This is a genomic window from Brachybacterium sp. UNK5269 (assembly GCF_049266655.1).
Classification (GTDB): domain Bacteria; phylum Actinomycetota; class Actinomycetes; order Actinomycetales; family Dermabacteraceae; genus Brachybacterium.
In genome coordinates this window covers 1,954,959-1,981,349 of the sequence record NZ_CP184883.1, presented here as the reverse complement: position 1 = coordinate 1,981,349, position 26,391 = coordinate 1,954,959, and the positions used below count along the sequence as shown (strand labels likewise).

27 protein-coding genes are annotated in these 26,391 nt (G+C 69.1%); 10 read left to right on the top strand and 17 right to left on the bottom strand.

The window, feature by feature from the left end; translation table 11 throughout:
* Window positions 1-33 precede the first annotated feature (33 nt).
* The 5 genes from ACOJUI_RS09245 (at window position 34) to leuA (ending at window position 6,552) form a co-directional block, all read left to right on the top strand.
* Complete coding sequence (locus tag ACOJUI_RS09245; protein ID WP_422114680.1) at window positions 34-1,362, top strand: hemolysin family protein; 1,329 nt, start codon at window positions 34-36, stop codon at window positions 1,360-1,362.
* Window positions 1,359-2,339: a GTPase Era gene (gene era / locus ACOJUI_RS09240; protein WP_422114679.1), complete on the top strand. Its 981-nt coding sequence runs from the start codon at window positions 1,359-1,361 to the stop codon at window positions 2,337-2,339. Before ACOJUI_RS09245 ends, era begins: the two co-directional genes overlap by 4 nt.
* A 141-nt stretch (window positions 2,340-2,480) precedes the next feature.
* On the top strand, window positions 2,481-3,707 hold the full coding sequence (locus ACOJUI_RS09235; RefSeq protein WP_422114678.1) for an AAA family ATPase: 1,227 nt from the start codon (window positions 2,481-2,483) through the stop codon (window positions 3,705-3,707).
* Window positions 3,704-4,477 (top strand): hypothetical protein, encoded by a 774-nt coding sequence (locus ACOJUI_RS09230; protein ID WP_422114677.1) that lies wholly within the window; start codon window positions 3,704-3,706, stop codon window positions 4,475-4,477. The genes ACOJUI_RS09235 and ACOJUI_RS09230 overlap by 4 nt, the downstream gene beginning before the upstream one ends.
* 365 nt (window positions 4,478-4,842) lie before the next feature.
* Window positions 4,843-6,552, top strand: coding sequence for a 2-isopropylmalate synthase (gene leuA, locus ACOJUI_RS09225; RefSeq protein WP_422117646.1), 1,710 nt, complete (start codon window positions 4,843-4,845; stop codon window positions 6,550-6,552).
* A 109-nt stretch (window positions 6,553-6,661) separates the two neighbouring features.
* Here the strand turns inward: leuA and ACOJUI_RS09220 are convergent, their stop codons facing one another.
* The gene (locus ACOJUI_RS09220) at window positions 6,662-7,708 is read right to left on the bottom strand and encodes an EamA family transporter (RefSeq protein WP_422114676.1); all 1,047 of its coding nucleotides are present in this window, start codon (window positions 7,706-7,708) and stop codon (window positions 6,662-6,664) included.
* Window positions 7,709-8,057: 349 nt separating this feature from the next.
* Here ACOJUI_RS09220 and ACOJUI_RS09215 point away from each other — a divergent pair, with 349 nt between their 5' ends.
* Together ACOJUI_RS09215 and ACOJUI_RS09210 are read left to right on the top strand one after the other, a co-directional pair.
* A complete protein-coding gene (locus tag ACOJUI_RS09215; RefSeq protein WP_422114675.1) occupies window positions 8,058-8,894 on the top strand; it encodes an aldo/keto reductase in 837 nt (278 codons plus the stop codon).
* Between the two features lie 105 nt (window positions 8,895-8,999).
* Window positions 9,000-9,530, top strand: a complete 531-nt coding sequence (locus tag ACOJUI_RS09210; RefSeq protein ID WP_422114674.1) for a glyoxalase superfamily protein — start codon at window positions 9,000-9,002, stop codon at window positions 9,528-9,530.
* Window positions 9,531-9,659: 129 nt separating this feature from the next.
* Here ACOJUI_RS09210 and ACOJUI_RS09205 read toward each other — a convergent pair whose 3' ends face one another.
* The 7 genes from ACOJUI_RS09205 to ACOJUI_RS09175 form a co-directional block, all read right to left on the bottom strand.
* Window positions 9,660-10,085 (bottom strand): HIT family protein, encoded by a 426-nt coding sequence (locus tag ACOJUI_RS09205; RefSeq protein WP_422114673.1) that lies wholly within the window; start codon window positions 10,083-10,085, stop codon window positions 9,660-9,662.
* 73 nt (window positions 10,086-10,158) lie between these two features.
* Window positions 10,159-10,668 carry a hypothetical protein gene (locus tag ACOJUI_RS09200; protein WP_422114672.1) on the bottom strand — a complete coding sequence of 170 codons (510 nt, stop codon included), beginning with the start codon at window positions 10,666-10,668 and terminating at the stop codon, window positions 10,159-10,161.
* 110 nt (window positions 10,669-10,778) lie between these two features.
* Complete coding sequence (locus ACOJUI_RS09195) at window positions 10,779-11,786, bottom strand: Gfo/Idh/MocA family protein (RefSeq protein ID WP_422114671.1); 1,008 nt, start codon at window positions 11,784-11,786, stop codon at window positions 10,779-10,781.
* Window positions 11,787-11,829: 43 nt separating this feature from the next.
* A complete protein-coding gene (locus ACOJUI_RS09190) occupies window positions 11,830-12,804 on the bottom strand; it encodes a Gfo/Idh/MocA family protein (RefSeq protein WP_422114670.1) in 975 nt (324 codons plus the stop codon).
* Window positions 12,805-13,000: 196 nt separating this feature from the next.
* Window positions 13,001-14,380: an extracellular solute-binding protein gene (locus ACOJUI_RS09185; protein WP_422114669.1), complete on the bottom strand. Its 1,380-nt coding sequence runs from the start codon at window positions 14,378-14,380 to the stop codon at window positions 13,001-13,003.
* Window positions 14,377-15,300 (bottom strand): carbohydrate ABC transporter permease, encoded by a 924-nt coding sequence (locus tag ACOJUI_RS09180; protein WP_422114668.1) that lies wholly within the window; start codon window positions 15,298-15,300, stop codon window positions 14,377-14,379. The genes ACOJUI_RS09185 and ACOJUI_RS09180 overlap by 4 nt, the downstream gene beginning before the upstream one ends.
* Window positions 15,300-16,193, bottom strand: coding sequence for a carbohydrate ABC transporter permease (locus tag ACOJUI_RS09175; protein ID WP_422114667.1), 894 nt, complete (start codon window positions 16,191-16,193; stop codon window positions 15,300-15,302). Before ACOJUI_RS09175 ends, ACOJUI_RS09180 begins: the two co-directional genes overlap by 1 nt.
* A 344-nt stretch (window positions 16,194-16,537) precedes the next feature.
* Between ACOJUI_RS09175 and ACOJUI_RS09170 the strand changes: the two genes are divergently transcribed.
* Window positions 16,538-17,755, top strand: a complete 1,218-nt coding sequence (locus ACOJUI_RS09170; RefSeq protein WP_422114666.1) for an ROK family transcriptional regulator — start codon at window positions 16,538-16,540, stop codon at window positions 17,753-17,755.
* A 109-nt stretch (window positions 17,756-17,864) separates the two neighbouring features.
* Here ACOJUI_RS09170 and ACOJUI_RS09165 read toward each other — a convergent pair whose 3' ends face one another.
* From ACOJUI_RS09165 to ACOJUI_RS09150, 4 genes are all read right to left on the bottom strand, one after another.
* The gene (locus ACOJUI_RS09165; RefSeq protein WP_422114665.1) at window positions 17,865-18,449 is read right to left on the bottom strand and encodes a sugar O-acetyltransferase; all 585 of its coding nucleotides are present in this window, start codon (window positions 18,447-18,449) and stop codon (window positions 17,865-17,867) included.
* Window positions 18,450-18,525: 76 nt separating this feature from the next.
* Complete coding sequence (locus ACOJUI_RS09160) at window positions 18,526-19,323, bottom strand: class I SAM-dependent methyltransferase (protein WP_422114664.1); 798 nt, start codon at window positions 19,321-19,323, stop codon at window positions 18,526-18,528.
* Between the two features lie 117 nt (window positions 19,324-19,440).
* Window positions 19,441-19,935, bottom strand: coding sequence for a GNAT family N-acetyltransferase (locus ACOJUI_RS09155; RefSeq protein ID WP_422114663.1), 495 nt, complete (start codon window positions 19,933-19,935; stop codon window positions 19,441-19,443).
* Between the two features lie 39 nt (window positions 19,936-19,974).
* The gene (locus ACOJUI_RS09150; protein WP_422114662.1) at window positions 19,975-20,253 is read right to left on the bottom strand and encodes a putative quinol monooxygenase; all 279 of its coding nucleotides are present in this window, start codon (window positions 20,251-20,253) and stop codon (window positions 19,975-19,977) included.
* Window positions 20,254-20,373: 120 nt separating this feature from the next.
* Between ACOJUI_RS09150 and ACOJUI_RS09145 the strand changes: the two genes are divergently transcribed.
* A complete protein-coding gene (locus tag ACOJUI_RS09145; RefSeq protein ID WP_422117645.1) occupies window positions 20,374-20,853 on the top strand; it encodes a GNAT family N-acetyltransferase in 480 nt (159 codons plus the stop codon).
* Window positions 20,854-21,040: 187 nt separating this feature from the next.
* On the opposite strand, the gene ACOJUI_RS09140 is transcribed toward ACOJUI_RS09145, so the two are convergent.
* Window positions 21,041-22,207, bottom strand: coding sequence for a hypothetical protein (locus ACOJUI_RS09140; protein WP_422114661.1), 1,167 nt, complete (start codon window positions 22,205-22,207; stop codon window positions 21,041-21,043).
* Window positions 22,208-22,496: 289 nt separating this feature from the next.
* On the opposite strand from ACOJUI_RS09140, the gene ACOJUI_RS09135 reads away from it, so the two are divergent.
* Window positions 22,497-23,090 (top strand): HAD family hydrolase, encoded by a 594-nt coding sequence (locus ACOJUI_RS09135; RefSeq protein ID WP_422114660.1) that lies wholly within the window; start codon window positions 22,497-22,499, stop codon window positions 23,088-23,090.
* 106 nt (window positions 23,091-23,196) lie between these two features.
* Here the strand turns inward: ACOJUI_RS09135 and ACOJUI_RS09130 are convergent, their stop codons facing one another.
* The 4 genes from ACOJUI_RS09130 to ACOJUI_RS09115 form a co-directional block, all read right to left on the bottom strand.
* The gene (locus ACOJUI_RS09130; protein ID WP_422114659.1) at window positions 23,197-23,694 is read right to left on the bottom strand and encodes a GNAT family N-acetyltransferase; all 498 of its coding nucleotides are present in this window, start codon (window positions 23,692-23,694) and stop codon (window positions 23,197-23,199) included.
* Between the two features lie 160 nt (window positions 23,695-23,854).
* On the bottom strand, window positions 23,855-24,382 hold the full coding sequence (locus ACOJUI_RS09125; protein ID WP_422114658.1) for a GNAT family N-acetyltransferase: 528 nt from the start codon (window positions 24,380-24,382) through the stop codon (window positions 23,855-23,857).
* Window positions 24,383-24,582: 200 nt separating this feature from the next.
* A complete protein-coding gene (locus ACOJUI_RS09120) occupies window positions 24,583-25,371 on the bottom strand; it encodes a ferritin-like domain-containing protein (RefSeq protein WP_422114657.1) in 789 nt (262 codons plus the stop codon).
* The gene (locus tag ACOJUI_RS09115; protein ID WP_422114656.1) at window positions 25,361-26,380 is read right to left on the bottom strand and encodes a hypothetical protein; all 1,020 of its coding nucleotides are present in this window, start codon (window positions 26,378-26,380) and stop codon (window positions 25,361-25,363) included. Before ACOJUI_RS09115 ends, ACOJUI_RS09120 begins: the two co-directional genes overlap by 11 nt.
* Window positions 26,381-26,391 lie beyond the last annotated feature (11 nt).

The window sequence follows — 26,391 nt, the reverse complement described above, 5'->3', positions numbered from 1 at the left end:
GCCCCCGCCCCGTCCCCGGAGCGCCGACCTCCCATGCTGACCACCGCCCTGCTGGTGCTGATCCCCCTGATCCTGCTCGCGGGGGTGGTCGCCGCGACCCTCACGGCGGTCGACGCCGCCCAGCTCTCCGTCTCCCGCACGGCGCTGGAGAAGGCCGTCGCCACCCATCCCGCCGCCGTGCGCGCGCGGGTGCTGGGCCAGCACAGCGACCGCGCCCGCACCCTCGCCGCCGTCTCCATGGCCCGCATGCTCACCGAGGCCGTGATGGTGGCGGCGGTCGCCGCGCTCACCGTCGTGGTCTGGGACCAGCTCGGCCTGCCCGGCGGCTGGCCGCTGACGCTGCTGGCGACGGTCCTCATCGCCGCGGTGCTGGTGCTGGTGGTGCTCACGGTCTCCCCGCGCACCATCGGCCACCGCCGCCCCGAGGCGGTGCTGATCTCCAACCGGACGCTGGTGGCGGCGGTGCGCGCGGTGCTCTGGCTGCCGGCAGGGGCGCTGACCAGCGTCGGCGCCTCTCTCGCCGCCCGTCCCGGCCATCAGGAGGGGCCCGAGGACCGGGCCGAGAAGGCCCGCCAGAACGTCGACCGCGCCCTCGAGGACGAGCACGTGCGCGAGGGCGAGCGCGACATGATCCAGGGCGTGTTCGACCTGCGCGGCACCATGGTGCGGGAGCTGATGGTGCCCCGCACCGACATGGTCGCGATCCCCGCCGACGCCACCGCCCAGCAGGCGATGCGCCTGTTCGTGCGCTCCGGCTTCTCCCGGATCCCCGTCCACGGCGACGGCGTCGACGACCTGCGCGGCATGCTCTACGTCAAGGACGTGATGCGGGCCATCCACTCGCCCTGGGACCCACGACCGGAGCGACCGGTCACCGAGATCATGCGACCGGCCCGGTTCGCGCCCGAGTTCGTGGCGGCCGACGAGGTGCTGCGGCAGATGCAGACCAGCCACGTGCACATCACGGTCCTCGTCGACGAGTACGGGGGAGTGGCCGGGATCGTCACCATCGAGGACATCCTCGAGGAGATCGTGGGCGAGATCGCCGATGAGCACGACCGTCGGGAGCCGGAGATCGTGGACCTCGGCGGCGGCCGCTACCGGGTGCCGGCCCGGGCCGGCCTCTCGGAGGTCGGGGATCTGTTCGGCCTCGAGATCGACGACGACGACATCGACAGCATCGGCGGACTGCTCGGCAAGATCACCGGCCAGGTGCCGATCCCCGGCAGCCGCGGCACCGCCTACGGCCTCGACCTCGAGGCCGAGCAGACCGCCGGGCGCCGGAAGCGACTGTCCACGGTGCTGGTCGGCCGGGCAGAGGACCATGACGTGCACGACCGCGACCAGGAGGACGAGACATGACCGCTGACCAGGACCCGAGCAGGACCGCCGACGGGGCCGAGGAGGCCGCCCACCGCGCCGGCTTCGTGGCCCTGGTGGGCCGCCCCAACGTCGGCAAGTCCACGCTGACCAACGCGCTGGTGGGGGAGAAGGTCGCGATCACCTCGAGCAAGCCCCAGACCACCCGGCGCGCGATCCGCGGGATCGTCACCCGCGAGGACGCCCAGATCATCCTGGTCGACACCCCCGGCGTGCACCGCCCCCGCACCCTGCTCGGGGAGCGCCTGAACGACCTGGTGCGCGAGACCCTCGGCGAGGTCGACGTGGTCGGCTTCTGCCTGCCCGCGGACCAGAAGATCGGCCCCGGCGACCGGTTCATCGCCCAGGACCTGGTGGAGATGCGCACCGGACGGCGCGGACCCCGGGTGGTCGCGATCGTCACCAAGATCGACCTGGTGGGCCGCGACGCCCTGGCCGAGCACCTGATGAGCGTGGATCAGCTGATGGAGTTCGACGAGATCGTGCCGATCTCCGCCGTCAAGGGCGAGCAGATCGACGTGCTGCTCGCGGTGATCTCCGCCCAGCTGCCCGAGAGCCCCCAGCTCTACCCTGACGACCAGCTCACCGAGGAGTCCCGCGACGACCGCATCTCCGAGCTGATCCGGGAGGCGGCGCTCGAGGGCGTGCACGAGGAGCTGCCCCACTCGATCGCCGTGGTGGTCGAGGAGGTCGTCGAGACCGACCCCGACGGCGATCCCTTCGCCGAGGTCGCCCCCGGCACCGGCCGCCTGGTGGTGCGCGCGACCCTGTTCGTCGAGCGCGACAGCCAGAAGGGCATCATCATCGGCAGGGGCGGCTCCCGGCTGAAGGACGTCGGCTCCCGCGCCCGCAGCGAGATCAACCAGCTGCTGGGCCGCCGGGTCCACCTGGACCTGCGGGTCAAGGTGGCCAAGGACTGGCAGCGCGACCCCAAGCAGCTGGGCCGGCTGGGGTTCTGACGCGCCCCCGGGTTCTGCGCCGACGGTTCCGAATGCTCCGCCGCATCTTCCATAGCGTCGTGCCTAAAACGTGTGGCCGCAGAGCGGTACTATGCAAGCACTGGACCTTTGCGCGGGCCAGCTCATACTGAAGGGTGCGACATGCCGGAAGTTCCGATGATCCGTTTAACCGAGATCAATCTCCAACGCTTCAAGGCCGCCTTTAAACCAGGGCCGGTCGAACTTGGCCCCTTCACAACGATTATTGGTAGGAACGGCAGCGGTAAGAGCACTTTAATTGAAGCATTACAGTGGATAGATACCGCTATACGACGGGATGCGCGAGAGGCCTCTGATCGATATCGATCGATCGCCGACCTCGTAAACCTCCGATCTCAGGCCGATCCGAATTACTTCCAGATCTCACTAAAGTGGATCTCTGAGGAGATCGAGGACTTGGAGTATATTAAATACGCCATAAAGGTGATCGACTACGATGGAATTCCTCGTATCGCCCTCGAGTCGCTTCAAATAAAGTGGCTGGGGCAGTGGGCAGAAAATTTGATAGAAACGGTAGACGGCACTAGGTTCGTTAAACCGTTCTCAGATTCGCCGGACATGCTTCCGTTCTTGGACACTGATCGGCTGGCGCTTGGCCGTCTCGGTGACTTGAGGCAGGGCGATCCAATTTCTGACAGCCTCACGCATTTCTGGGCAAATGCCGTGTTCCTGCGCCTCGCACCGTCCCGCCTCTCGGAGGGGTCTAACGTTACTCGACGCTCCTATGAGCCGCTGCTTGACGAAGAGGGAGGCACTCTAGCGAGCCTCCTTTTCGAGTTCTCGGCCGAGGACCTGTTCGAGTTGGCGGAGAGTATCAAGGGGCTAATCCCTGGGATTCAAGGCGTTGAGCGCCACCGAACCGGTAAGGGGAGAGAGGCGCGAGGTGAATATGCCCTCCTGGAAAAGATGCCATACAGGGGCCGCGCTGGCAGAACTCGTTTCGAAGTGCCATCGTGGATGCTTTCTGAAGGTACCCGGCGAATAACAGCACTTCTAGCGTTACTTCAGCGTAGCAATCCTCCTACCCTGCTATGCGTCGAGGAAGTGGAGAATGGGCTTGACCCCTGGTCGATTCGAGGAATGCTTGCGCACTTGCGTGACGCATCGTACTCAACACAGGTGGTGCTTACCACCCACTCCCCCTATCTGCTGAATGACGTCCCGATGGAGTCGATACTGCTGGTTCGACGTAGCGAGGGAGATACTCGTTATTTGAAGTTCTCGGATGTCGACGAGGTTCGGGAGTTCCATGATTCTTTGCCAGCGGGAACGCGATATGTGAACCTAGAGAATCTATTCTGGGACGATAGAGAGGGTTCCGCATCGTGAAGATTGGATTCTTCGTTGAGGGATCGACCTACGAGGGAAACTGGCTCGAGCGCACGTGGGCGGAGGTGTTGTTGCCCCTTGCTGGATTGGACCACGAGTACCAGGTTGTCGGGATATCCAAAGCGGCCATCGTGGCTTTGACACCAGGAATCAGAAGTCTGTCATCGACTTCGGAGCCATTCGACGCTCTTTTCGAGCGCATGCTTAGAAAATACAGTTTCGATGCCGCTATTGTATGCTGGGACTTAGTGCCCAAGTGGAATAAAGATGCTTCCCCCTGTCGATGGCAAGAGACGCTGGACTTTTATCGCCTCCTCTCCGAATCGTCGATTATTCCCGAGTCTTTTAGGCGGCGCGTTGCCGAGAAGTTCGTCGAATTAAGCTCGCGGCCTTACCCGGCGCAGCGCGCTGCACTTCCCAAGATTCAGCCAGGAGATATTGTGGCCGCTGTAATGGAGCCAATGTTCGAGTCTATTATCGCCGACGAATCGGTAGTGCGAAGCGCGCTAGGTCTGCATGGAGAAAGGCCTAAGGGTTGGCCGAGGAGGTGGTCGGGGCCTTCAATGAATAACCCTGACGATGTAATAGGCGCGGCAATCGCAGCGGCTCATAGCATTCGGCCTAAACCTAGGGAGGTTAGGCGAATCGGGAAAGGCTTTAGTGTTGCGAAAAACGAATGGGGTTACTATCTACTACAGTTTGCCGTCGAGAACAACGAGGCTGCATTGCGGGCTGCGCCTATTGTCGCGAGACTATCGGAAATGCGCTAAATCGGCTCACGGGTCCTACGGTAATCGAATGTCTCGCTTTGTCGAATCGGCTTCCTACAACTATTGATCCTCGATCGAATCTGAGAGCCATCTCGAAGTGTGGCGATATCGCGCTGGTCGTCAGCTCGGTGCTACCGTGGCCGACGTGCGTGGATCGCTGCTCCTGCTTCGCCGCCGCGACGGGTCCTGAACCGCCGGGAACCCGCCGCGGCTGACCTGCTGTCCGGCGACCGGTACCCCAGCGAGAAGGACTTCCTGACATGACTGACTCCACGATCACCACCGAGCGCGCGTTCGCCGCCGTCGCCGATCCCGCCGTCCCCGTCCTCGGCCCCACCGGCGACGCGCCCCAGCAGCCCTCGGGCATGCCCACCCACAAGTACCTGCCCTTCGACGAGCAGATCCGGGTCGAGCTGCCGGACCGCACCTGGCCCGCCCGGCGCATCACCCGCGCCCCCCGCTGGTGCGCGGTGGACCTGCGCGACGGCAACCAGGCCCTCATCGACCCCATGAACTCCGAGCGCAAGCTGCGGATGTTCGAGCTGCTGGTGCGGATGGGCTACAAGGAGATCGAGGTCGGCTTCCCCGCGGCCTCCCGCACCGATTTCGACTTCGTGCGCACCCTCATCGAGGAGGACCGCATCCCCGAGGACGTCTCGATCCAGGTGCTCACCCAGTCCCGCGAGCACCTCATCGAGCGCACCTTCCAGGCGATCGCCGGCGCCCACCGTGCCGTCGTCCACCTGTACAACTCGACCTCCGTGGTCCAGCGGGACGTGGTCTTCCGCGCCGACGAGGACGCGGTGCTGGACATCGCCGTGCAGGGCGCGCTGCTGTGCAAGAAGTACGAGGAGACGGTCCCCGGCACGCAGATCACCTATCAGTACTCCCCGGAGTCCTACACGGGCACCGAGCTCGAGTACGCCCTGCGGGTCTGCAACGCCGTGATCGAGGTCGTGCGCCCCACGCCCGAGGCCAAGATGATCATCAACCTGCCGGCGACGGTGGAGATGGCCACCCCCAACGTGTACGCCGACTCGATCGAGTGGATGCACCGCCACCTCGACCGCCGCGACTCCCTGGTGCTGTCCCTGCACCCCCACAACGACCGCGGCACCGGCGTCGCCGCCGCCGAGCTGGGCTACCTGGCCGGCGCCGACCGCATCGAGGGCTGCCTGTTCGGCAACGGCGAGCGCACCGGCAACGTGGACCTGGTGACGCTGGGCCTGAACCTCTTCAGCCAGGGCATCGACCCGCAGATCGACTTCTCCGACCTCGGGGAGGTGCGCCGCACCGTCGAGCACTGCAACCAGATGCCCGTGCCCGAGCGCAGCCCGTACGGCGGCGACCTCGTCTTCACCGCCTTCTCCGGCTCCCATCAGGACGCCATCAAGAAGGGCCTGGAGCGGATGGACGCCGATGCCGCGGCCGCTGGCCGGGACCGCGACGACCTGGTCTGGCGGGTCCCGTACCTGCCGATCGACCCCAAGGACGTGGGACGCTCCTACGAGGCCGTGATCCGGGTGAACTCCCAGTCCGGCAAGGGCGGGATGGCCTACCTGCTGCGCACCGAGCACGGCCTGGACCTGCCGCGGCGCCTGCAGATCGAGTTCTCCGGCATCGTCCAGGAGCGCACCGACAGCCACGGCGGCGAGGTCAGCCCCGAGCAGCTCTGGGACGCCTTCACCGACGAGTACCTGCCGGCCACCGACGAGAGCCGCCGCTGGGGACGCTTCAGCGTCCGCGCGATCCACCAGGACTCCACCGGCGACGGCGCGGACCGCATCACCGTGACCCTGGTGGTCGACGGCGAGGAGCACACGGTCACCGGGATCGGCAACGGTCCGCTGGACGGCTTCGTCAAGGCCCTGGCCGAGCGGAACATCGACGTGCGGATCCTGGACTACGCCGAGCACGCCCTCACCGAGGGCGACGACTCGCTGGCCGCGGCCTACATCGAATGCGAGATCGGCGACCGCATCTTCTGGGGCGTCGGCATCGACGGCTCGATCACCCGCGCCTCGCTCGAGGCGATCATCTCGGCGCTGAACCGGGAGTTCCGCGCCCGCGTGTGAGGCGGGCCGGCCCCGAGCGGGGCCGGAACTGCCCAGGTGAGCGGCATGCCCGCAGCGTCGTCAGGCGTTGCGGGCATGCCGCTCGGGCGCGGTCGCCCGGGGACGTCGCTCAGCGGTCCTCGGCGTCGTGGCGGCCCTGTTCGTACGCCAGCAGGTCGGCCTCGCTGAGCATCGGCATTTCCCCCGTGACCGTCGCGTGGGTGGGCGTGGGCAGGTCCCAGCCCGGCGCCTCGTCGACCGGGCCCGGCTGCTCGGCGGAGCGGCCCCGGGCGGTGAGGGTGACGCCCACGCTGGCCCCCACCACCAGCACCGCCGCGACGATCCGCAGCGCCGTGGCCTCCTGCCCGATCAGCAGCACCCCGGCCACGAGGGCGATCACCGGCTCCAGGCTGAGCAGGATCCCGAACACGTGGCGCGGCAGGCGGCGCAGCGCCGCCAGCTCGAGGGTGTAGGGCAGCACCGAGGCGAGCAGCGCGGTGCCGGTGGCCAGCGCCAGCAGCTGCACGTCCATCAGGCCGACGACGGCGCCGGGGGCGCCGAGCGGCAGCACCGTCAGCGTCCCGATCACCATCGCCACGGCGAGGCCGTCCTGGCCGGGGACCAGCCGGCCCACCCGAGCGCTGGTGAGCACGTACAGCCCCCAGAAGACGGCGGCGACCAGCGCGAACAGCACCCCGACCCCGTCCAGGGCACCCGACCCGGTCAGCGACTCGACGCCGAACAGGCTCACCCCCGCGAGCGCCAGCACCACCCACAGCAGATCGGTGCGGCGGGTGGAGAGGAGCGCGGCAACCGCCAGCGGGCCGAGGAACTCGATCGCCACCGCGGTGCCGAGCGGGATCCGCTCGATCGAGGCGTAGAAGGCGCCGTTCATCGCGCCGATCACCACCCCGAACAGGGCCACCGCGATCCATTGCTCGCGGCTGAAGCGGTGCAGCTTGGGGCGCACGATCACCATCAGCACCGCCGCCGCGATCCCGAGCCGGAGCGCGGTGGTGCCCCAGGAGCCGAGCGCGGGGAACAGCTGCGTGGCCAGTGCGGCGCCGAACTGCAGGGAGACGCAGGAACCGAGGATGAACAGCACGGGGGTCAGGGGGAGCCCGGGCGCGGTGGAGGAGGCCGAGGGCGCCGTGCCCGGGGAAGCAGAGGTCGTCACGGCACCCACTGTGCACACGGCGTCCGTTCCGGTCCAGCGGACGCGCTCCGTCAGGATCGGACCCGGCGCTCACGCGTCCGCGCTCTGCGCGCAGCCGGGACCCGTCGGCAGGGTGAGCGCGCACCGACACCGCAGGCCAGAGGCACCGCGGGAACCGTGCAGGCTCCGCTGCGCCCCGCCCGGGTGGGGCGCAGGCGCCGGTGCGCACCGCCGCGGGAGACCAAGATCACCGGGTCCCGGGGCGGCTGCGGCCACTGCCCGGAGGGACCGACCGAACGGACGATTTCCTGATCCTCGGCTCCTGCCGCCCTACGCTGGTGCACCTCGTCCATCACTGAGGAGACAGCGCATGACCACCACAGTTCCCAGCATCCCGTTCCACGACGGCAACTCCGTCCCCCAGCTCGGCTACGGCGTCTGGCAGGTCGAGGACGAGGTCGCGGCCGACGTCGTCGCGCAGGCCATCGAGGCCGGCTACCGCCATGTCGACACCGCTGCCGGCTACGGGAACGAGGGCGGGGTGGGCCGCGCGGTGAAGGCCGCCGGCGTGCCTCGCGAGGAACTCTTCATCACCACCAAGCTCGCCAACGGCGACCAGGGCTTCGAATCCGCCCAGCAGGCGCTGGAGACCTCCCTCGAGAAGCTCGGGATGGACTACGTGGACCTGTACCTGATCCACTGGGCCAGCCCCCAGCGCGGCACGTACCTGGAGTCCTGGAAGGCGCTCATCGAGCTGCAGAAGCAGGGAAAGGCGAAGTCGATCGGCGTCTCGAACTTCCCGATCGCGCAGCTAGAGGAGATCATCTCCGAGACCGGTGTGGTGCCCGTGATGCACCAGATCGAGCTGCATCCCCACTTCCAGCAGGGTGAGCTGCGCGCCTACCACGCCCAGCACGAGATCGTCACCGAGGCCTGGTCCCCGCTCGGCCAGGGCGGCGACATCCTGAAGCACCCCGTCATCACCCGGATCGCCGAGGCCCACGACGCCGATCCCGGCCAGGTGATCATCGCCTGGCACCTCGCGATCGGCAACGTGGTCATCCCCAAGTCCGAGACCCCGAAGCGGATCGTCTCGAACTTCGCCTCCGCGCAGCTGGAGCTGAGCAGCGCGGAGATCGAGGAGATCAACGGGCTCGACGACCCCGACGGCCGGATCGGCGCGGACCCCGCCAACCCCGGCTTCTGAGCATCCGCCCGCGCCCACCGGCTCGCCGGCACCGGAGACCTCCGGTGCCGGCGAGTCGGCGGTGCTGGGCACCGACCACGAGCACGACGCCCGGAACGATGGATCATGGACCTCACCCCTGACGACGCGAAATCCGCCGCGAGAGCGCTCCGCCGCAGCCTCGCGGCGAGCGGCATCGAGATCAGCCACAGCCGCGCCCTCGAGAGCGTCGCCCATCAGCTGGGCTACGCCGACTGGAACACCGCCGCCGCCCGGCTGACCGCCCACCGCCCCGGGTCGGGCGCCGCCGTGCCGCTCCTGCGCATCCAGGACGAGCAGATCGCTCGAGGGTTCTACGTCGACTTCCTCGGCTTCGCAACCTGCTGGGAGCATCGTTTCGCACCGGGCCTGCCCCTGTACCTGCGGCTCCAGCGGGACTCCACGATCGTGGACCTGAGCGAGCACCACGGCGACGGCACGCCTGGGACAGTCGTCTGGATCCCCGTCGGCGATGTCCGCGCCCTGCGCGCCGAGCTCGCCGAGCGACCGCATCCCCGCGTGAACCCCGGCATCGACGCCGATGCCCCCGGCGGGCCCACGCTCGAGATCCCCGACCCCTTCGGGAACGTCCTGCGCTTCTGCCAGCCGACGCCGTGACGGGCCCCGGGGTGGCTGCGCATCGCCGCCGCCGCCGGGGCGCTACATTTTCCGGGTGGATGAAGTGCTGGGGGTCCAGCGCGACGAAGCGGTGGAAGCGCTTCTGCGGCGGATCGGCCAGGGCGACCGTCAGGGGTTCAGCGCCGCGCGGACGTCGGCGAGCCACCCGCCGTCAACGGGGTGGTCGGAGACGCCCGACGGCCAGGTGTCGAGGCCGTCTCCCGCCCACCGGGGCACGACATGCAGATGGAGGTGCGGCACGGACTGGTCCGAGTCGGGTCCGCTGGCGTTGAGGATGTTCACGCCCCGCGCCCCGAGCGAGGTCGCCATCGCGCGGGCGATCTCCTGCGCGAGGAGGATCACCGCCTGCAGCGACGGCGCCGAGGCGTCCTGGATGCCGACGGCGTGGTCGTTCGGCACGACCAGGGTGTGGGCGGGGGAGAGGCGGCCCGCGGGCAGCGGCAGGAAGGCCGAGGCGTGGCGCCGTCGGGCGACCCACGTCGTCTCACCGTCGCCGGCCAGCAGAGCGCAGAACACGCATTCCGAGGCTGTCATGGCTCGACCCTGCCAGATCCCGTGCCCGGTGGGCCGGGATTCCCGGGGAGGGGACCGCGGCCCCGGGGAGTCATCATCGCTGGGTCGGCCTCGCGAAGGCGAACTCGGCGCTCGGTGGCCAGACGTAGTCCTGGTCGCAGCGGTAGCCGCGCAGCCACGGGCGCCCGTCGACGGTGCGCAGATAGAAGCCCTTGGGGAGGTCGTCGTCGTCCCAGAGCGGCTGCGAGGCGACGGTGAGGGCACCGGTGGGCGCCCGACCGGCGGAGAGGACGGAGTCCGGTGCCGATGCCTGCTGCACCATGGCCAGGCGGAGATAGGGTCCCGTGGCCGCGGGGAGCAGCGCCATGCCGCGATCCTCTGCGGCGGCGAAGACCTGACCGAGCGGGGCACCGTCACGGAGGCCGAGGTCGTCGACGGCGAGGGAGACCACCCGTACCGGGCGTGGCGCGGTGACCGCGAAGGTCTCGTGCCCGAGCAGCATCTCGGCATGCGCGTTGAGCCCGACCCCTCGCGCTCCGAGGGCGGCCGTCAGCGCAGAGCGGGACAGGGTGCCGACGTCCAGGGCCAGGTCGAGTGAGGTCACCGGCCCATCATGGCGCACGCAGGGGCCGGGTGCGCTCGTCCCCGGCCCCTCCGCCGAGCTCCCTCACCCGGCTCCGGGCCGGCTCGGGGATGCTCGCCTCGAAGAGCGCGTCACATCGCGGGGATGTGCTCGACCTTCCCGCTCCTGGTGCTCTGGTAGGCCGCGAGGATGATCCCGAGCACAGCGATGCCCTCGACCTCCGTGTTCAGCGGTCGACGTCCCGTCTCGAGGCAGGTGACGAAGTCGGCGATCTCCGCGGCGAAGGTGTCGATCGGCTCGCTCTCGAAGACCTGCTCCTCCTCGCCGCGGATCTTCACCCGCAGGGTGGAGCCGTCCGAGCTCAGCGATCCCTTCTCCCCGACCGCGCTGAAGCGGTCGGTGCCGGGAGCCGCCTCGTACGCCCAGGACGTGACCAGCTGTCCGACGCTTCCGTTGTCGAACCGCACCAGCACCTGGGCGGAGTCCTCGCCCTCCATGAACTTTAGGCGGTGGGTGGACATCATGGCGAACGCCTGCGTGGGGATGCCGCCGGAGAGGTGCATCAGCAGGTACGTCGGGTGGTAGCCGGTGTCGATGTACTCGCCGCCGCCGGAGGTGGCGGCGTGGGCGCGCCAGCCCATGTTCTCCGGATCGAAGTCGTTGAAGAACGAGTCGGTCGTCCGGACCTCGTACACGGTGCCCAGGGCCCCGGAGTCGAGGATCTCCTTGGCCTTGGCCACCGCGGGCATGAACAGCTGGTTGTGCGCGCACATGAGGGTGACGCCGGCCTTCTGCACCGCCTCGCGCACGTCCGTGGCCTCCTCCGCCGTCAGGCACAGGGGCTTCTCGCAGAGGATGTGCTTGCCGGCCTCCGCGGCGGCGATGATCGCCGAGCGGTGCAGATGGTGGGGCAGGCAGATGTCGACCGCGTCGACCTCCGGGTCCTTCACGAGCTCGAGGAAGTCGGTGTAGCCGGTGGCTCCGGTCTCCTCCGTGCGCCTCTTCAGGGCCTCGGGATTCGCGTCGGCCACGGCGGTGACGCGGACGCGATCGGGGATGGCGGCGTAGCCGGCGAGGTGGTGGTCGGCGATCCCGCCGGCGCCGATGAGGCCGATGCGGATGGGAAGGGAGACGGTCATGGGGTTCCTCCTGAAGACGATTCGGGGTGCGACGCGGATGGGGTCAGGCGTGGGCGGCATGGTTCGCCGCGGTGACGAGCGCCGTGAGGTCGCGCGCCCGCTGCAGGTTCTCGGTGGTGGGACGACCCGTGCGGATCGCCTCCACCCACTGGGCGAACGGCGGCGCGATGCTCGGTGGCACCTCGATCCGCTGTGATCCCTGGCGGGTGTCCACGCGCATGACGGGAGCGCCGTCGGGACCGGGCTCGAACCCGTACAGCAGGGATCCCTGGGTGCCGTGCACCTCGATGGTGAATCGGCTCGCGGGGGTGACGAAGCCGGTCTCGATCACGCCGATGGCGCCGTCGGCCGTGGTCACGGTGACCACCGCGTTGTCCTCGACCCCGCGACCGGTCATGTCGGTGTAGGTCGGCTGCACGCTCGTCGTCTCCGCGCCCAGGATGAGCTGGGTGAGGTAGACGGGGTGGGCGGCGAGATCGGAGAACGCGCCGCCGAGCGCCTGCTCGGCGTCGTAGAACCGCGCCGGCAGCCAGTCCGAGACTGAGCCGTCGTGGGCCAGGCGCACCCGCGAGTAGGTCAGACGGCCCAGCGTCCCGGCCTCCAGCACCTCGCGCAGGGCGACGGTGTAGCCGTCGGACAGGCGGGGCAGGGAGACGGTGAGCTGCACGCCGGCGTCGGCGGCCCGGCGGGTCAGCTCGTCGCATCCCTCGACCGTCGGGGCCAGCAGCTTCTCGGTGAACACGTGCTTGCCGCTGGCGATGACCGCTGTGAGCACCGGGACATGGTCGCTGGTCGCGGTGGTGACGGTGACGCCGTCGAGGTCGTCGCGGGCGAGCAGCTGGTCGAGGTCGGGGACGAAGTCGACCCCCAGGCGCTCGGCGAGCTCCTGGCCGCGCGCCGCGTCGTCGTCCCAGACGGCGACGAGCTCGGTGTCGGGATGGTCGATGGCGGCACGGCCGTACTCCTCGGCGTGGACGTGCCAGGCGCTGAGAACAGCGATCCTCAGGGCTGAGGTCATGGGGAGATGTCTCCTTGATGGGGGATTCTGCGGGTCCGCCGACCGGGGCCGGTGGGGTTCCGTCGGTCGGGGCCGACGGGGCCGCCGATGCGTATCGGCGGAGATCTGGGGTGCGGCTACGCCGCGTCCCCCGCGCGGTGGGTTGCCTCGAGCGCGCCGCGCGGGGGAAGCGTCCAGGTGAGCGGTGGAGGCCGGCTCAGGCCTCCGGGATCTCGCTCATCTGTCCGTAGGTGTCGGGCATCTGGTACCCCTCGAAGAGCGCCATCTTCGGCTCGACCATCGCCTGGTTCGTGTCGATCGCCTCCTGCGGCGTCATCGACCCGAGCGCCACCGAGGTCCGGGTCCGGGCGAGGGTGGCCCACGCGGCCGAGCCGACGGGCAGCGGCGGCCGCGACGTCGAGTAGGGCAGCATCTCCCGGAACAGCTCGGCCTTCTGGTTGTAGTTGCCGTCCACGATCGTCTGGATGTTCGTGGGCAGGTCGCCGAGCATCGGCATGATGAGGTTCTGTCCGGGGGTGCCGGCGTAGAACTTCATGAACTCCCACAGGTTCTTCGTCATGTTCGCGCCGTGGGGGACCACGAAGGCGCTGCCGCCCGACCAGGTGTAGATGTCGTCCCCCGCGGTGTTCACGGGCAGGTAGGTGAACTTCAGCGGCAGGTCCGGGGCGTACTTCTCGTTGCCGCGGATCGCGAACGGACCGGTGGTGAGCATCGCCAGGCGCTCGCTGAACATGGCGTTCTGCGTCGGCGGTGCGTTCGGCGGCTGATAGGTCGCGAAGAACGCGTCGACGGAGGCGTAGGGATACTCCTCCGCCCAATCGGCGTAGAGCTCGTGCACGGCCAGCCACTCGGGGGAGTCCAGCGTGATCGAGGACGTGGCGTTGTCGTACAGCTGCGCCCCGAGGCCGAAGCCCCAGGTGTAGGACCAGGCCTCATCGCGCCAGGGACAGAACCCGAGGTACTCGTAGTTGCCCCGGGAGTCCATCGTCGTGATCTGCCGCGCGGCCTCGCGCAGCTCGTCCCAGGTCAGGACGTGCTGCTGCGGATCGAACAGGTCCAGATCCACGTCGAACTTCCGCAGCAGGTTCTCGTTGTACTCGATGCCGCGGGCGTCGGTGCTCATCGGGAGGCCGTACAGCCGGCCGTCGTAGGTCAGCTCGTCGATGGCGAACTGGAGCCACTGCGCGGAGAACTCCTCGACCGAGACGCCCTCGAACTCCTCGATCATGCCGTCGATGGGCTCCAGCAGACCGATCGAGGCGTTCTGCACCGCGTTGAACCGGTCCATCAGCCACAGGTCCGGCGCGGTCCCTCCGCGCACGGCGGTGATGATCTGGCTGTTGTCGGAGGCACCGTTGGAGGGCACCTGGTTGACCGAGATCGTGACGTCGCGTCCCGCGTCGGTCTGCCGGAAGGCCGCCAGCGCCGCCTCGTCGAAGCGGACGTCGGCCGCCCCGTAGCCCCAGTAGCGGATCACGTCGTCGCCGGTGGGGCCGCTGGGGGCACAGGCACCGAGGCCGAGGGCGGCGGCCCCCGAGGCTGCGGCACCGCCCAGGAATGTGCGTCGGTCGATCACTTGAAACCTCCGATGGTGATGCCGCGGATGAAGTACCGCTGGAACAGGAAGAACAGGATCAGCAGGGGCAGGATGACCAGGAAGGACGCCGCCATGAGCAGGTTGAACGAGACGTCCTGGGCGTTGACCGAGCGGAACACCTGCAGTCCGATGGACAGGGTCTGCACGCGTTCGTCCTGCAGGTAGATCAGCGGGCCCATGAAGTCGTTCCAGGCGGCGACGGCGGCGAAGATCGCGACGGTCACCAGGGCCGGCTTGGAGGTCGGGTACACGAGGCGCCACAGGATGGTCCATTCGCTCGCGCCGTCCACCCGGGCCGCATCCAGCATGTCGCGCGGGATCTGCTTGAGGAACTGCCGCAGCAGGAACACGTAGAACGCGGAGCCGAACATGGCCGGGATGATCAGCGGGAACAGGGTGTTGACCGCTCCCAGTCGCGCCCACATGTCGAACATCGGGATCAGGGTGACCGGGAACGGCAGGAACAGGGTCGCGATGACGAGGTAGAAGACCTTGTCGCGCCCGGGCCAGTCGATGCAGGCGAAGCCGTAGGCGACGATGAAGTTCGAGACCACCGAGAGCACGACGACGGAGATCGTGATGATCGCCGAGTTCGCGAAGAAGCGCAGGAACGGCATCGCCGTGAGGGCCTCGAGGTAGTTGCCGAACTCCCAGGACTGCGGGAAGAGCGTCGGCGGGAACTGGGCCAGCTCGACGTCGGACTTCAGCGAGGAGGCGATCATCCAGTACAGGGGGAGCAGGAACAGCAGGCTCAGCGCGATCATCACGATGCGCGCGGCGAGCGTGGAGTGCCAGGAGCGGCGGGTGCCGTCGGCCCGACGGTTCAGCATCTCCTTGTCGGCCCTGCGCTGGGCGCGTCGCTCGTCGACGGGGATGTCCACTCGGGTCACGGTGCTCATCAGCCGGCCTCCACGTCATAGTTCACGAATCGGCGCGAGAGCCAGAAGATCAGCAGCGCGAGGGAGAGGCCCGCCAGGAACAGGAGCACCGCGAGGGCGGAGGCGTATCCGAGCTCGGCGAACCCGAAGGCGTTCTGGTAGAGGTACATCATGTAGAACAGGGCCCCGGCGTCGGGGTCTCCCGTGCCGTTGGTGACGATGTATGCCTCGGTGAATACCTGCAGGGCACCGGAGACGCCGGTGATCAGGTTGAACAGCAGCACCGGCGTGAGCAGCGGGAGCGTGATCGAGAGGAACTGGCGGGCCGGGCCGGCGCCGTCGACGCGGGCCGCCTCGTAGACCGTCTTGGGGATGTTGCGCAGTCCCGCCAGGAAGATCAGGGCCGCGTTGCCGGCGCCGAACTGCGCCATGAGGATGATCGCGATCTTCACGCCGGTAGGATCACCCAGCAGGTTGACGTTGGGCCCGCCGAACAGGTTGAGGATCTGGTTGAACACGCCGAACTGCGGGTTCAGGAACACGATGAAGATGAAGGACATCGCGAAGGCCGGGATCAGCGAGGGCGCGTAGAAGATCGTCCGGTAGAGGGCGACCTCGCGGACGTTCTGGTTCATCGCCAGCGCCAGGGTCAGCGCGACGATCAGGCCCAGCGGCACGGCGATCAGGGCGAAGAACAGCGTGTTGCTGGTGGCCTTCGCGACCAGCGGATCGGTGACGGCGGTGACGTAGTTCTGCAGGCCCACCCAGGTGGGCGCTGCCATTCCCGAGTAGCGGGTGAAGCTCAGAGCGATCGAGTAGGTGACCGGGTAGATCACGAAGACCAGGATCCCGATGATCCAGGGCGAGATGAACAGCAGGCCCAGTCGCAGATTGCGTCTGTCGGCCCTGGTCATCCCTCTGTCGCTGCGGGTCCTGCCCACCGTTGCTGCGGTGCGCGCCGGGGCCGGTGCGCCCACGCCTCTCGCGCCCGCCAAGTCTGTGGCACTCATCCATGTCCCTTCCGAGGAGCGGCGCATCCCCATCGGTGCGCCGACGAGCGGCGATGCCGGCGCGGTCCCGAGTCGGGTCCGCACCGTGCACATGTGGCCGAGGCCACTCTGCCGCTGCCCGGGAACATTACTCACACCTGTGGACATAAGCAATGGGCCGACCCCGGATTCGTCCGGACCCGGCGCGGCGGACTGCAATACTGCCGGGCAGTGGTCGCGGCAGGACGGGCCATCGAGAGGGGAGCGCCATGCGAGGTTCGACGATGCCGGACCTCGGGGCGCGCAACGAGATGATCGTCCTGCAGGCCATCCGGCACGCCCGGGACGGCATCTCCCAGGCCGAGATCATCGTGCGCAGCGGGCTGTCCCGTCAGGCGGTCTCCCTCATCACCCGCCGGCTCATCGATCGCGGATTCGTGCAGACCCACGGCACGCTGAACACCGGCCGGGGCAAGCCGCGCACGGTGCTGCGGGTGACGCCCGGCGCGCAGCTGGCCGCCGGCGTGCATCTGGACCCCGCCGGCATCTCCGTGGTGATCGTCGATCTCCTCGCCCAGGTCCTGGCTCGACGCTCCCTCGACCCTCCCGGGGACGATCCGGCCGCGGATCTCCAGGACATCGCCCGCGCGCTCGCCTCCATGCAGGACGAGCTGCGGGAGGCAGGCTGGAGCGGGCCGGGCGGCAGGGACGTCGCGCACCTGCTGCGGGGCATCGGCGTCGCCGCGCCCGGCGGGCTCGACGCGGCGCACGGCGTGATCGTCAACCCGCCCTGGCTGCCCGGGTGGTGGGACCTGCCGCTCGGACAGCTGCTCGAGGAGGCCACCGGCCTGCCCACGGTGCTCGACAAGGACACCAACGCCGCCCTGACCGCGGAGAACTGGTCGCACGCCGACGCGAGCGAGGAGACGGTGCTGTACATCTACGTCGGCGCCGGCATCGGTTCCGCCGTCTCCAGCCACGGGGACCTCCATCGCGGCGCCACCACCCAGGCCGGCGAGATCGGACATCTGCCGACCGGCCTGACCGGTCCGGCGTGCCGCTGTGGCCGCCACGGGTGCCTGTCGATGTTCACCGACATCAAGGCGCTGCTCGACCGCGCCCCCGACGTCACCGCGCTCCCGACGCCGGAGGCCGTGAGCATGTCGGCGCGCGTGGCGGCGCTGGCGGAGGCCGCCGCCGGTGGGGACGCGGTGGCGGCCGAGCTCATCGCCGGGCACGGCACCGCTCTCGGCGAGGCGCTGCGCACCCTGATCAGCGTCCACGACCCGGACCGCGTCATCATCGGCGGGCCCTACTGGGGGGTGCTGTCGCCCCTTGCCCTGCCGCAGGTGCGCGAACGGGCCCTGCGCTCCGATGCCCGCGGTCGGCACGTCGAGATCGTGTCCTCGCAGCTCGGCGAGGAGGTGGGGGCCATCGGCGCGGCGACGCTGTTCCTCGAGCGGGAGCTCTCCCCGGCGCGTCGCTGAGCCGGCGCTTCCCCTCGGAGACGACCAGGTCGTGCGGCACGGTGGCGGGCCATGGACGGTGAGCTGTGCGCTTAGCCGATGAGGAAGCGCCGTCTGGCCGGGCGCGCGCTCAGACCTCGGAGGCGTCGAAGCCGGTCGTCCGGATCGGCCGCGCCGGGATGCCGGCCACGATCGTGTTCGGCAGGACGTCCTTGGTGACGACGGCGCCCGCCCCGACGATCGCGCCGTCGCCGATGGTCACCCCGGGCACCACGGTGACCGAGGCGCCGAGCCACACCCGGCGCCCGAGCACGACGGGCGCCGGCGTCATGTCGGCTCGCCGTGCCGGGTCGACGGCGTGATCGAGGGTGACGATCGTGCTGCCGTGGCCGATCAGTGTGCCGTCGCCGATGGTGATGCCGCCGGCGTCCTGGAACCGGCAGCCCATGTTGATGAACACGTCGGCGCCGAGCCTGAGGTTCTTGCCGAACTCGCAGTAGAAGGGCGGGAAGAGGGTCACCGACTCATCGACCGTCTGCCCGGTCAGTCGGGTCAGGAGCGCGCGCACCTCCTCCGGTGTCCGGTAGCCGCTGTTGAGCTCGGCGACGACCCGCAGTGCGTCCTGAGCGGCGCGATGCATGAACGCATGCTCGGCCGAGCCGCCCTCGATGACCGATCCGCGGCCGACGTGCGCGAGGAAGTCCTGCAGATCCATCACTGCTCCTTCTGCTGAGCCGGCTGCGGGAGCGCCGGCGTCGGATTCGGTGACGTCCGGTTGTGCCGGCCATCGCTCATGGCAGCCCCACGATGAGGCGGAGGGATCCCTCGAAGGTCGGCTGCGTGCGGAGGTGCCCGTAGCGGTCGTCCCACCGTCCTGAGGCGAGGTCCGCGCGAAGAGTCTCCTCGAAGCGGACCACGGCGGCGTTGTCGACGAAGCTCCAGGCGGAGTTCGCGCGGCGCGCCCCGGCGTCCAGGAGCGCCTCGGGTCGGCCGTAGTAGGCCTCGGAGAGCCCGTCGACGCAGGCCAGCGGGATCGGCAGCTGCTGGACCGTGACCGTTCCGCCGAGGCCTGCCGCCACGTCGGCGATCGGGGGATAGCGGCCGGCTTCGGTCGCGATCACCTCGGGGGCGTACTCGCTCAGCCAGGAGCGCCGGAGGGCGGCCGGGTCGCAGGTGAGGATCACGACCGGTCCGCGGGCCACTCGGCGCACTTCACGGAGTCCACCGGGGAGGTCCCTCCACTGGTGCACGGTGAACGATGCCAGGGCGGCGTCGAACGTGCGATCGGCGAACGGCAGCGCCTCGGCCACCGCGTCCACGACCGGAGCCGCCCCCACGGGACGCTGGGCCCGCATCGCCGCGCTCGGCTCGACCGCCGTCACGTCGAGGTGCCTCGGTTCGTACGAGCCCGCGCCGGCGCCGACATTGACCAGGGTGCGCGCATCGCCGAGGGCGGCGCGGATGGCATCGGCGAAGGCCGGCTCCGGCCGGCGGTAGTGCGAGTAGCCGGCCCCGATCACGCTGTAGTCGGCGTCGCCGGCGCTCCCATCCGCGCCGAGGGAGTCGATGCGTGATCGCTGATCTCTCATGGGCCCACTCAACTGCACACCCGGGCCGCGCGCCACCGACTTCGGGAACTCCGGTCGTTCGGATCGCGCCGACGCGGCGGGGAGCGGTCACGATCCGGGACGCGGTGCAGCGAGTCGTCAGCGGACGAGACGGATCTCCTCGAGCGCCAGGTTCTCGTCGGTGAATCGGGCTCCGTCGGGAGTGAACCCGTTGCGCGCAGAGAACCGCCGCGCTCGAGGATTGTGCTCGGCGACCCAGAGCTGGGCGGGCGACGCGTCCGGCAGGACGGCGTCCAGGAGTGCCTGGCCGGCTCCGCTGCCGTGGTGGGCCGAGATCACGTAGAGGCAGGACAGCTCGAGCGCCCGCACGGGGTGGTGGCCGCCGAGCTCACGGGCCGGGTTCGTGAGGGCGATCCCGATGATCCTCCTTCCGGACTCGGCCACGGTGACGGCCTTTCCTCCGTTGAGCGACCGCTGCCACGAGAGGGTGCGCTGTTCGAGGGTGTCGCTGTCCCAGTGGGAGGCAGGGAGCAGCTCGGAGTAGGTCTCGATCCACGACGTGCGATGCACGTACGCGCACCCGCGGGCGTCATCGAGGCCGGCGGTGCGGGTGCGGAAGGGCTGGTACGACATCGGTCCATTGTGGTCACAGTGCGCGGGACCGCTGACGGATCAGAGCCCGTCGATGGAGTAGTCCCGTGCGATGGTCGCGGTCGCCCGCCCCCACTCGCTGTCCCGGACTCGATCCAGGTGCCGCCGGAACGCCGCGGCGTCCTCGAAGATCTCGTCGACGCTCCACACCAGGGGGTCATCGGTCGAGACGACCGTGAACGAGAGGCATCCCTGCTCGGCCCGGGTCAGGGCGACATGCCGGGGGAGATGAGTTCTCACGAGAGCGGCTTCGCGCTCGTCCCGGCACACGAGCCGGCCCTGGAGTCGAATGGTGGTCATGGGTCCATTGTCGGGTGGCGACGGAACATTCATCCTCGGCGACGCGCCGTCACCGGATGCGCCCCGTTCGTGCGAACCACAGGATGGCGTGGGAGTGGGCGTGCGAGCATAGCGGCCGTGATGCTCCGCGACGCCACCAGCGACGACCTCGACCTTCTGTACGACATGCTCCTCGAGGCCTTCAACTGGGACGGGACGCCACGATTCACCCGCGCCGAGGTGGTTGCGGACAGCCACACCGGACGCTACCTCGGGGGCTGGAAGCGCTCGGACGACTTCGGGCTGGTCGCGACCGACGACCAGGGCAGCCCGCTCGGTGCCGTCTGGGCACGCGCTCTGCCCGCCGGCACGCCCGGGTACGGCTACGTCGCGGACGACGTCCCGGAGCTCGGTATGGCGGTGGCCCGTCCCCACCACGGCAGGGGCGTGGGGTCCGCGCTGCTCGCCGGCTGTCTCGAACAGGCTCGCGCTATCGGCTGGCGGGCCCTGAGCCTGAGCGTCGAAGACGGGAACGGCGCCGCCCGCGCGCTGTACACCCGCAACGGCTTCGTGACGGTCGGTCGCAATGGGGACTCGGACACCATGCTCCGCGAACTCTGAATGTGCCGTTCTCACGGGGTGCGCGGATGCGATCCGACCGATCTTAGGCCGTGATCCAGCGTGTCAACGCCCTCGGCCATAGTGCCCCCTGCGGGCGTAGAGCTGAAGACATCGCTCCGGACCCTCCCGGTCGCGGAGTTGTCACCGCTGTACATGGCGGTGCCGCCTTCGGTGGTGAGAGTCTCGCTCAGGAGTCTCCCTGAGCGGCCGACGGATCCGCGTCGACGGCGTGATGGAGGGTCCACTGCGCATGGACGCGGCCATCCCGGTCGACGACCGCCAACGCCCCGCCATAGGCCTCGATCGTGTGGACCGTCGCGCGTCCAGCACCGGTGCCCGCAGGGATGGTGAACTCCGCGACCGTCAAGGTGCCGGCGAACTCGAAGACTCCTTCCTGGCCACCCGACAGCCCCGTGAGAAGCGGCGGGCTCTCGATGCTCCATGTTCCTTCCTCTGTGACGTCCTCCGGGGCCGCGAAGGGGCAACTCTCCGGTTGCGGGAAGACGCTCTTGATGCACTCCTCGAGAGCGGTGTTCAGCTGCCTGCGGGCTTCCTCTTCTCCGGCCTCGGTGAGATCTAGCGATACCGCGACCGGTGCGCTGGTCCATTCGTCGAGCACGGGCGGCAGCGTGACCCGGGCGGTCCGGGTGACGACAGCGCTGCTCAGCTCCTGCGCGTGGAGCACGTAGGTCCCGGGAAGCACACGGAGGGTCAGGGAGCCGAGGCCGAAAGCCTCGAGAGGACGCGACCGCTCCGGGATCTCCAGCACCTGCCCGTTGACCTCCACCTCACTGCTGCCCACGGGGACCTGCAGGCGGAGCGTGGGCAGGGTGACGGGGACGAGTTCCCACCGGAGGCGGAGGAACCCACCGTTGTGTCGCTGGAGGTCCAGGGTGGTCTCGAGGGAGTCGACGGGGGAGACCAGGGTCGCGACGACGCGGGCGCTGCTGCCGGTGAGCTCGACCGAGTCGATCGAGAAGCGCTCCACACGATGGCTCGCGCCGTCGACCACCTCGTCGACCAGGGCGATGTCCAAGGCTCCGTCGCCATCGCCCAAGTGCTCGCGCACGGTGGTGGTGTCGCCATCGACCACGGCCTGGAGGAAGTTCTCGGCCACGTCGCGTGCGGAATGGCCGCCGATCAGCAGCGGCGGGACCAGCAGCACCAGCGCCAGGATCGCGACGATGGCGCCGATGACCAGCAGCGGCCGAGGTGCGGACTCCCGGTCAGCGGACGGCGTGGCGTGGGCACCGGTCTCGCTCTGCGCCCGGGCACCGACCTCGCTGGGGTCCGAGTCGGTCCATCCGGTGGCGATGGTGCGGCCGGGCTCGGGTGGCTGCCGACTGCGCTTCATTGTGCCCCCACCGTCCGCTGCTCCACCTTGCGGCACGATATCCCGCGCTGGATGATGCTGGATCGCTTTCAGCAGCAGCAGGCGGATACTGCTCGCGCGCCTGCACCGTTCGGGGACAGAACCTCCAGGACGCTGTCTCGCCAGATCCGCGACAGGCGCGAGGTTCTTGGCCGCGGGTGGCACCGGTGAACGGCAATCCAATGCGATAGCCGATGCCGGTGCAGGTATCCCGTGCTGATCCGTCTCGCCCGGCACGATGGCAATCCCAGAGTTAGGCGAGGATGGCCTCATGATCCGAGCAGTGGTGTTTGATCTGGACGGCGTCGTCCGGCACTTCGATCCCGCATACGTACGAGCGATCGAGCGTCGACATGGGATCGTGGAGGGCGCGATCGAGTCCTTCGCGTTCGCTCGGCCTCAGATCGAGGACGTCACCACCGGGCGCATCAGCCGCGCGGCCTGGGTGGCGATGATCGCCCAGCACATCGGCAGCACTGCCGCGGCGTCCGAGTGGGGTTCCCAGCGCTCACACGTGGACCCGGCGATTCTGCGCCTCGCGGCAGAATTGCGCGCAGCGGTCATTGTGACCGCAATCCTCACGAACGGCACGGACACCATCCCCGCAGAAGCCGCCGAACTCGGCCTGGCCGGACACTTCGATCCGATCTTCAATTCCGCCGCTATCGGGTACATCAAGCCGGATCAGCGCATCTTCCTCCACGTGCTCGATCAGCTCGGGCTGGACGCCCAGGAGGTGTTCTTCACCGACGACTCCGAGCGCAAGCTGCAAGGCGCCCAGGCCTGCGGCATGCTCACTCACCACTTCGCCGGGATCAGCTCGCTCCGCGCCGCACTCGCTGAACATGGGCTTCCTCCGCGCTGAGATCGCAGCGGTGGTCGGCGCCTGGCGGTGGCCGTCCCGCGGTACGTCGGGTCAACGGCAGTGCGCGGTGTTCGTGCAGCGAGCGCCGCATCTGCGCATCGGGGATCTAGGGTTCGGGCGAGTCCAGGTGCCGCTCGAAGACGAAGCGCGTGGCGGTGAATCCCTGCCTCTCGAAGAAGGCATGAGCGTCGGCGTTGAAGGACCACGAATCGAGCCGGAGAGAGCTGGCGCCGACCTGGCGTGCTCGGTCGGCGATGCCGCGCATCAGGACTTCACCGATGCGCTGGCGGCGAGCAGTCACGTCGACCGCGATGTGATGGACGTAGACCGAGGTGTGGCCGAACTGGAACGGTGACTCGGGCCGCGACAGGACTTCCGCGAGCAGGTACCCCACCGGCTTCGCCGTGTGGTCCGCCGCGACGAGGAGGACGGAGTCGTCCGCCAGACGGCCGGCCAAGAAGTCACGCAACGCCTGTGCCTCGGCGGGACGGAAGAGGTCCGGCCGGCCCTGGGCATGGAGCGCCTGGACCTGGACCGCGAGGTCGGTGAGCGCCTCGAGGTCGTCGAGTGCCGCCTCGCGCACGTCGACGCCCCGGGTCTCCATAGCCCCGAGCGTAGTGCCGTGGCCCATGTGACTCGCAGCGATCGAATCGCCGCCCGAGAACGCCGCGCGGACCGCATTCCAAGACCTCGAAGACGACATCGCTCGTCGGCTGACCGAACTCACGAGAGAGCTGTCGGACGGACTGCTCCATGAACGGTCATCACGCGGAGTCGCGCGGGCGCAGATCGCGCCCGAACACGCGCATGGTGACGGGCCCTCGATGCCCCGCCTCCGCTGCTTCGGTCAGCATGTTGCGCAGGTGGACGAAGCCTGCCTTCTCGGCCACGCGGGCAGACGCAGGATTGCGCTCGTCCGCACGGATGATCGCGCGTGTGCCGATGCCCTGGTCGCGAATCATCTCGCACATCAACTCGACGGCCCGGACCGCCACCCCACGCCCGCGCACCCACGGGGCCACTCCGTAGGCGATGTTGACGTCGCCTGATTCGCAGCCGTCGACGCCGTCCGGGTCATAGTCCACCGTGCCCACGCATTGCCCGTCGACCCAGATGCCGAAGGCCCGTTTGCCCTTCCCGCTCGCCGCGTCGTCGGCCAGCCGGGCGACGTACGCCGCCGTCCCCTCGGTCGTGCTCGGCTGCCCGCTGAGCCACCGCACGGTTTCGTCGTCCTCGGCGTCCACGATCGCCGGGGCGTCCTCGACGCGGAGCGGCTGGATCGAGACGTGCATGGGGAGACGATAGATCCTGACCCCGAAAACCGACGCGATTCTCGACCCCGCTGCCCGCAGCAATCGCCTGCACGGGCTGCCCGGCTCCTACGGGGGCCAGCGATTCTCCGCCTCCTGGAGGCCGCGACCCGCTCGGCGCGCATCGACACCCGGCGCGCGCGGGGCCGGGACCGGAAGCTGTCGTCGAGCCGCGGCCGCGCCTACATGCGGATCTGCATGCGGCGGAAGGCATCGCGGAAGATCGACAGGTCCTCGAGTCCGGGCAGCTTGCGGATCTTCCCGTCCAGGGCATCGATCTCGTCGCCGCGGTCGGCGAAGAGATGACTCATGACGTGGGTGACCTCGGAATCCGGCATGATGCCCGAGCCCACGGGCCGCCAGGCCCGCGACAGCGCGAGACGGGTGGCCGCGCGTGCTCTGGGAGAGGCCTCGAGCCGCTGGCGAGCCTGTGTCGTGTAGAAGGCGACGTGCCGCGTCTCCTGCTTGGCGATGCGCGTCAGGAGAGGGCTGAGCGCCGGGTGATCGGTCATCGCAGAAAGTCGCCGGTACGCGGACACTGCGGAGAGTTCGTTCGTCGCACCCCAGGTCATGTGCACGGCGACGAAGTCGGTGCCGACGAGGCTCGAGAGCACTGATTGCTTCAGCGGGCCCAGAGCCTGCGCCCATCCGAGCTTGACCCGCTTGGTCTTGAGCTCCTCATAGTCGACGACGATGCCGTGGCGACACAGCACCGCCGCCAGCGCCTCGCCGTGCCAGAACTCCTCGCGATTCCATGAGGTCATGAATCCCGCCGCGGCCGGCTCCTCTCGCGAGGGAGTGACGAGCAGGTCGCGCAGATTGCACGAGGTGTGGTACTCGATGTCGCACATGTAGCGGATCGAGCGCAGGGTGTTCGCATCGAGCGGCTGCGTCTCGAACAGGTCGAAGTCCAGGTCCTCCCATCCGACCGGCTCGGACGTCTCGGTGAACTTCTCGAGGTCAAAAGCCACGGGGGGATCCGTTCCTTGGGAAGGCTGGGGAAGTGATGGTCCGGTGCTTCGTCGCCGGGGGCGGGGCCCGGTGGAGATCGGGACCGGGGAGCAGCCGCGTGATCTCGTAACGAGCCGCACGCAATGCTGAGCGGTCCGCTGGGTGTCGGAAGATGCTCGTGAGGGCAGCAACCTCGTCATCGACCCACTGGCCGGCCGGGCGCAGCGGGTCCCCACCCACGGTGAGCACCAGCCGCGCGACGATCGCTTCGCCCGGGGAGCGGGTGATGCGCGCGATCGCCTCGAGGCGAAAGAAGGACAGCGCCCGGGAGCGTCGCGCGATGAGCTCGGTCAGCACCCGGTGCACCTCGGGCAGCGTGACCGTGCGCGGCAGCAGCGCGCGAACCGCCGCCTGCAGCGAGCCCTCCTGGATGGCCATCCGGGCCATATGGCCGGCCGTGACCTTCTCCCCGGCCAGCCACGTCCATCCGGCTCCCACCACCGGCAGGGCCCGCTGGACGTACACGCGGCGCAGAGCGGCGGCTGGTCGGGGTGGGCGTGGCGTGCTGACGGTGCGGAGGGCGCCGTCCTTCCGTTGGTCGGCGGCGGCCAGCGTTTGCGAGAGCTGGTGGAGAGCATCTGCCCACCAGTGGCGCTCCCACAGCCAGGTCGCGATGAATGCCGTGATCCGCGCCTCGTTCACCGTCCATGCGCTGTACATCGTGCGCGTCTCGGTGAGCGCGCTCGACTCGAGCTGGTGCAGGAAGTCGAGGTCGCGGCGCAGCTCGGCCAGCTGGCGGGCCGTCGGGCCCGTTGATGCGGTGGCGGCGCCGATGATGGCGTCGACATCGACGTCTGCCTTGCCGCGTGCCTCCCGCGTGTACGACGACACGTCGAACGCCGTGCGCAGCACAGGAGTGACCGAGCCGCCGAGCTCGACTCGCGAGCCGCTGCGCGTCTCATCACCGGTGACGGCACCTCGATGACCACGGCATCGGCGAAGCGGAGGCCCCATGAATCCCACGCGCATCGTTCCCTCCC

Coding starts and splice junctions, on each gene's coding strand:
- ACOJUI_RS09130 (WP_422114659.1), bottom strand. CDS start 23,694: ATGGAGACCCGGGGCGTCGACGTGCGCGAGGCGGCACTCGACGACCTC.
- ACOJUI_RS09165 (WP_422114665.1), bottom strand. CDS start 18,449: ATGGATCTGCAGGACTTCCTCGCGCACGTCGGCCGCGGATCGGTCATC.
- ACOJUI_RS09245 (WP_422114680.1), top strand. CDS start 34: ATGCTGACCACCGCCCTGCTGGTGCTGATCCCCCTGATCCTGCTCGCG.
- ACOJUI_RS09135 (WP_422114660.1), top strand. CDS start 22,497: ATGATCCGAGCAGTGGTGTTTGATCTGGACGGCGTCGTCCGGCACTTC.
- era (WP_422114679.1), top strand. CDS start 1,359: ATGACCGCTGACCAGGACCCGAGCAGGACCGCCGACGGGGCCGAGGAG.
- ACOJUI_RS09170 (WP_422114666.1), top strand. CDS start 16,538: ATGCGAGGTTCGACGATGCCGGACCTCGGGGCGCGCAACGAGATGATC.
- ACOJUI_RS09125 (WP_422114658.1), bottom strand. CDS start 24,382: ATGCACGTCTCGATCCAGCCGCTCCGCGTCGAGGACGCCCCGGCGATC.
- ACOJUI_RS09160 (WP_422114664.1), bottom strand. CDS start 19,323: ATGAGAGATCAGCGATCACGCATCGACTCCCTCGGCGCGGATGGGAGC.
- ACOJUI_RS09175 (WP_422114667.1), bottom strand. CDS start 16,193: ATGACCAGGGCCGACAGACGCAATCTGCGACTGGGCCTGCTGTTCATC.
- ACOJUI_RS09215 (WP_422114675.1), top strand. CDS start 8,058: ATGACCACCACAGTTCCCAGCATCCCGTTCCACGACGGCAACTCCGTC.
- leuA (WP_422117646.1), top strand. CDS start 4,843: ATGCCCACCCACAAGTACCTGCCCTTCGACGAGCAGATCCGGGTCGAG.
- ACOJUI_RS09235 (WP_422114678.1), top strand. CDS start 2,481: ATGCCGGAAGTTCCGATGATCCGTTTAACCGAGATCAATCTCCAACGC.
- ACOJUI_RS09205 (WP_422114673.1), bottom strand. CDS start 10,085: ATGACAGCCTCGGAATGCGTGTTCTGCGCTCTGCTGGCCGGCGACGGT.
- ACOJUI_RS09115 (WP_422114656.1), bottom strand. CDS start 26,380: ATGCGCGTGGGATTCATGGGGCCTCCGCTTCGCCGATGCCGTGGTCAT.
- ACOJUI_RS09145 (WP_422117645.1), top strand. CDS start 20,374: ATGCTCCGCGACGCCACCAGCGACGACCTCGACCTTCTGTACGACATG.
- ACOJUI_RS09150 (WP_422114662.1), bottom strand. CDS start 20,253: ATGACCACCATTCGACTCCAGGGCCGGCTCGTGTGCCGGGACGAGCGC.
- ACOJUI_RS09140 (WP_422114661.1), bottom strand. CDS start 22,207: ATGAAGCGCAGTCGGCAGCCACCCGAGCCCGGCCGCACCATCGCCACC.
- ACOJUI_RS09195 (WP_422114671.1), bottom strand. CDS start 11,786: ATGACCGTCTCCCTTCCCATCCGCATCGGCCTCATCGGCGCCGGCGGG.
- ACOJUI_RS09155 (WP_422114663.1), bottom strand. CDS start 19,935: ATGTCGTACCAGCCCTTCCGCACCCGCACCGCCGGCCTCGATGACGCC.
- ACOJUI_RS09210 (WP_422114674.1), top strand. CDS start 9,000: ATGGACCTCACCCCTGACGACGCGAAATCCGCCGCGAGAGCGCTCCGC.
- ACOJUI_RS09180 (WP_422114668.1), bottom strand. CDS start 15,300: ATGAGCACCGTGACCCGAGTGGACATCCCCGTCGACGAGCGACGCGCC.
- ACOJUI_RS09190 (WP_422114670.1), bottom strand. CDS start 12,804: ATGACCTCAGCCCTGAGGATCGCTGTTCTCAGCGCCTGGCACGTCCAC.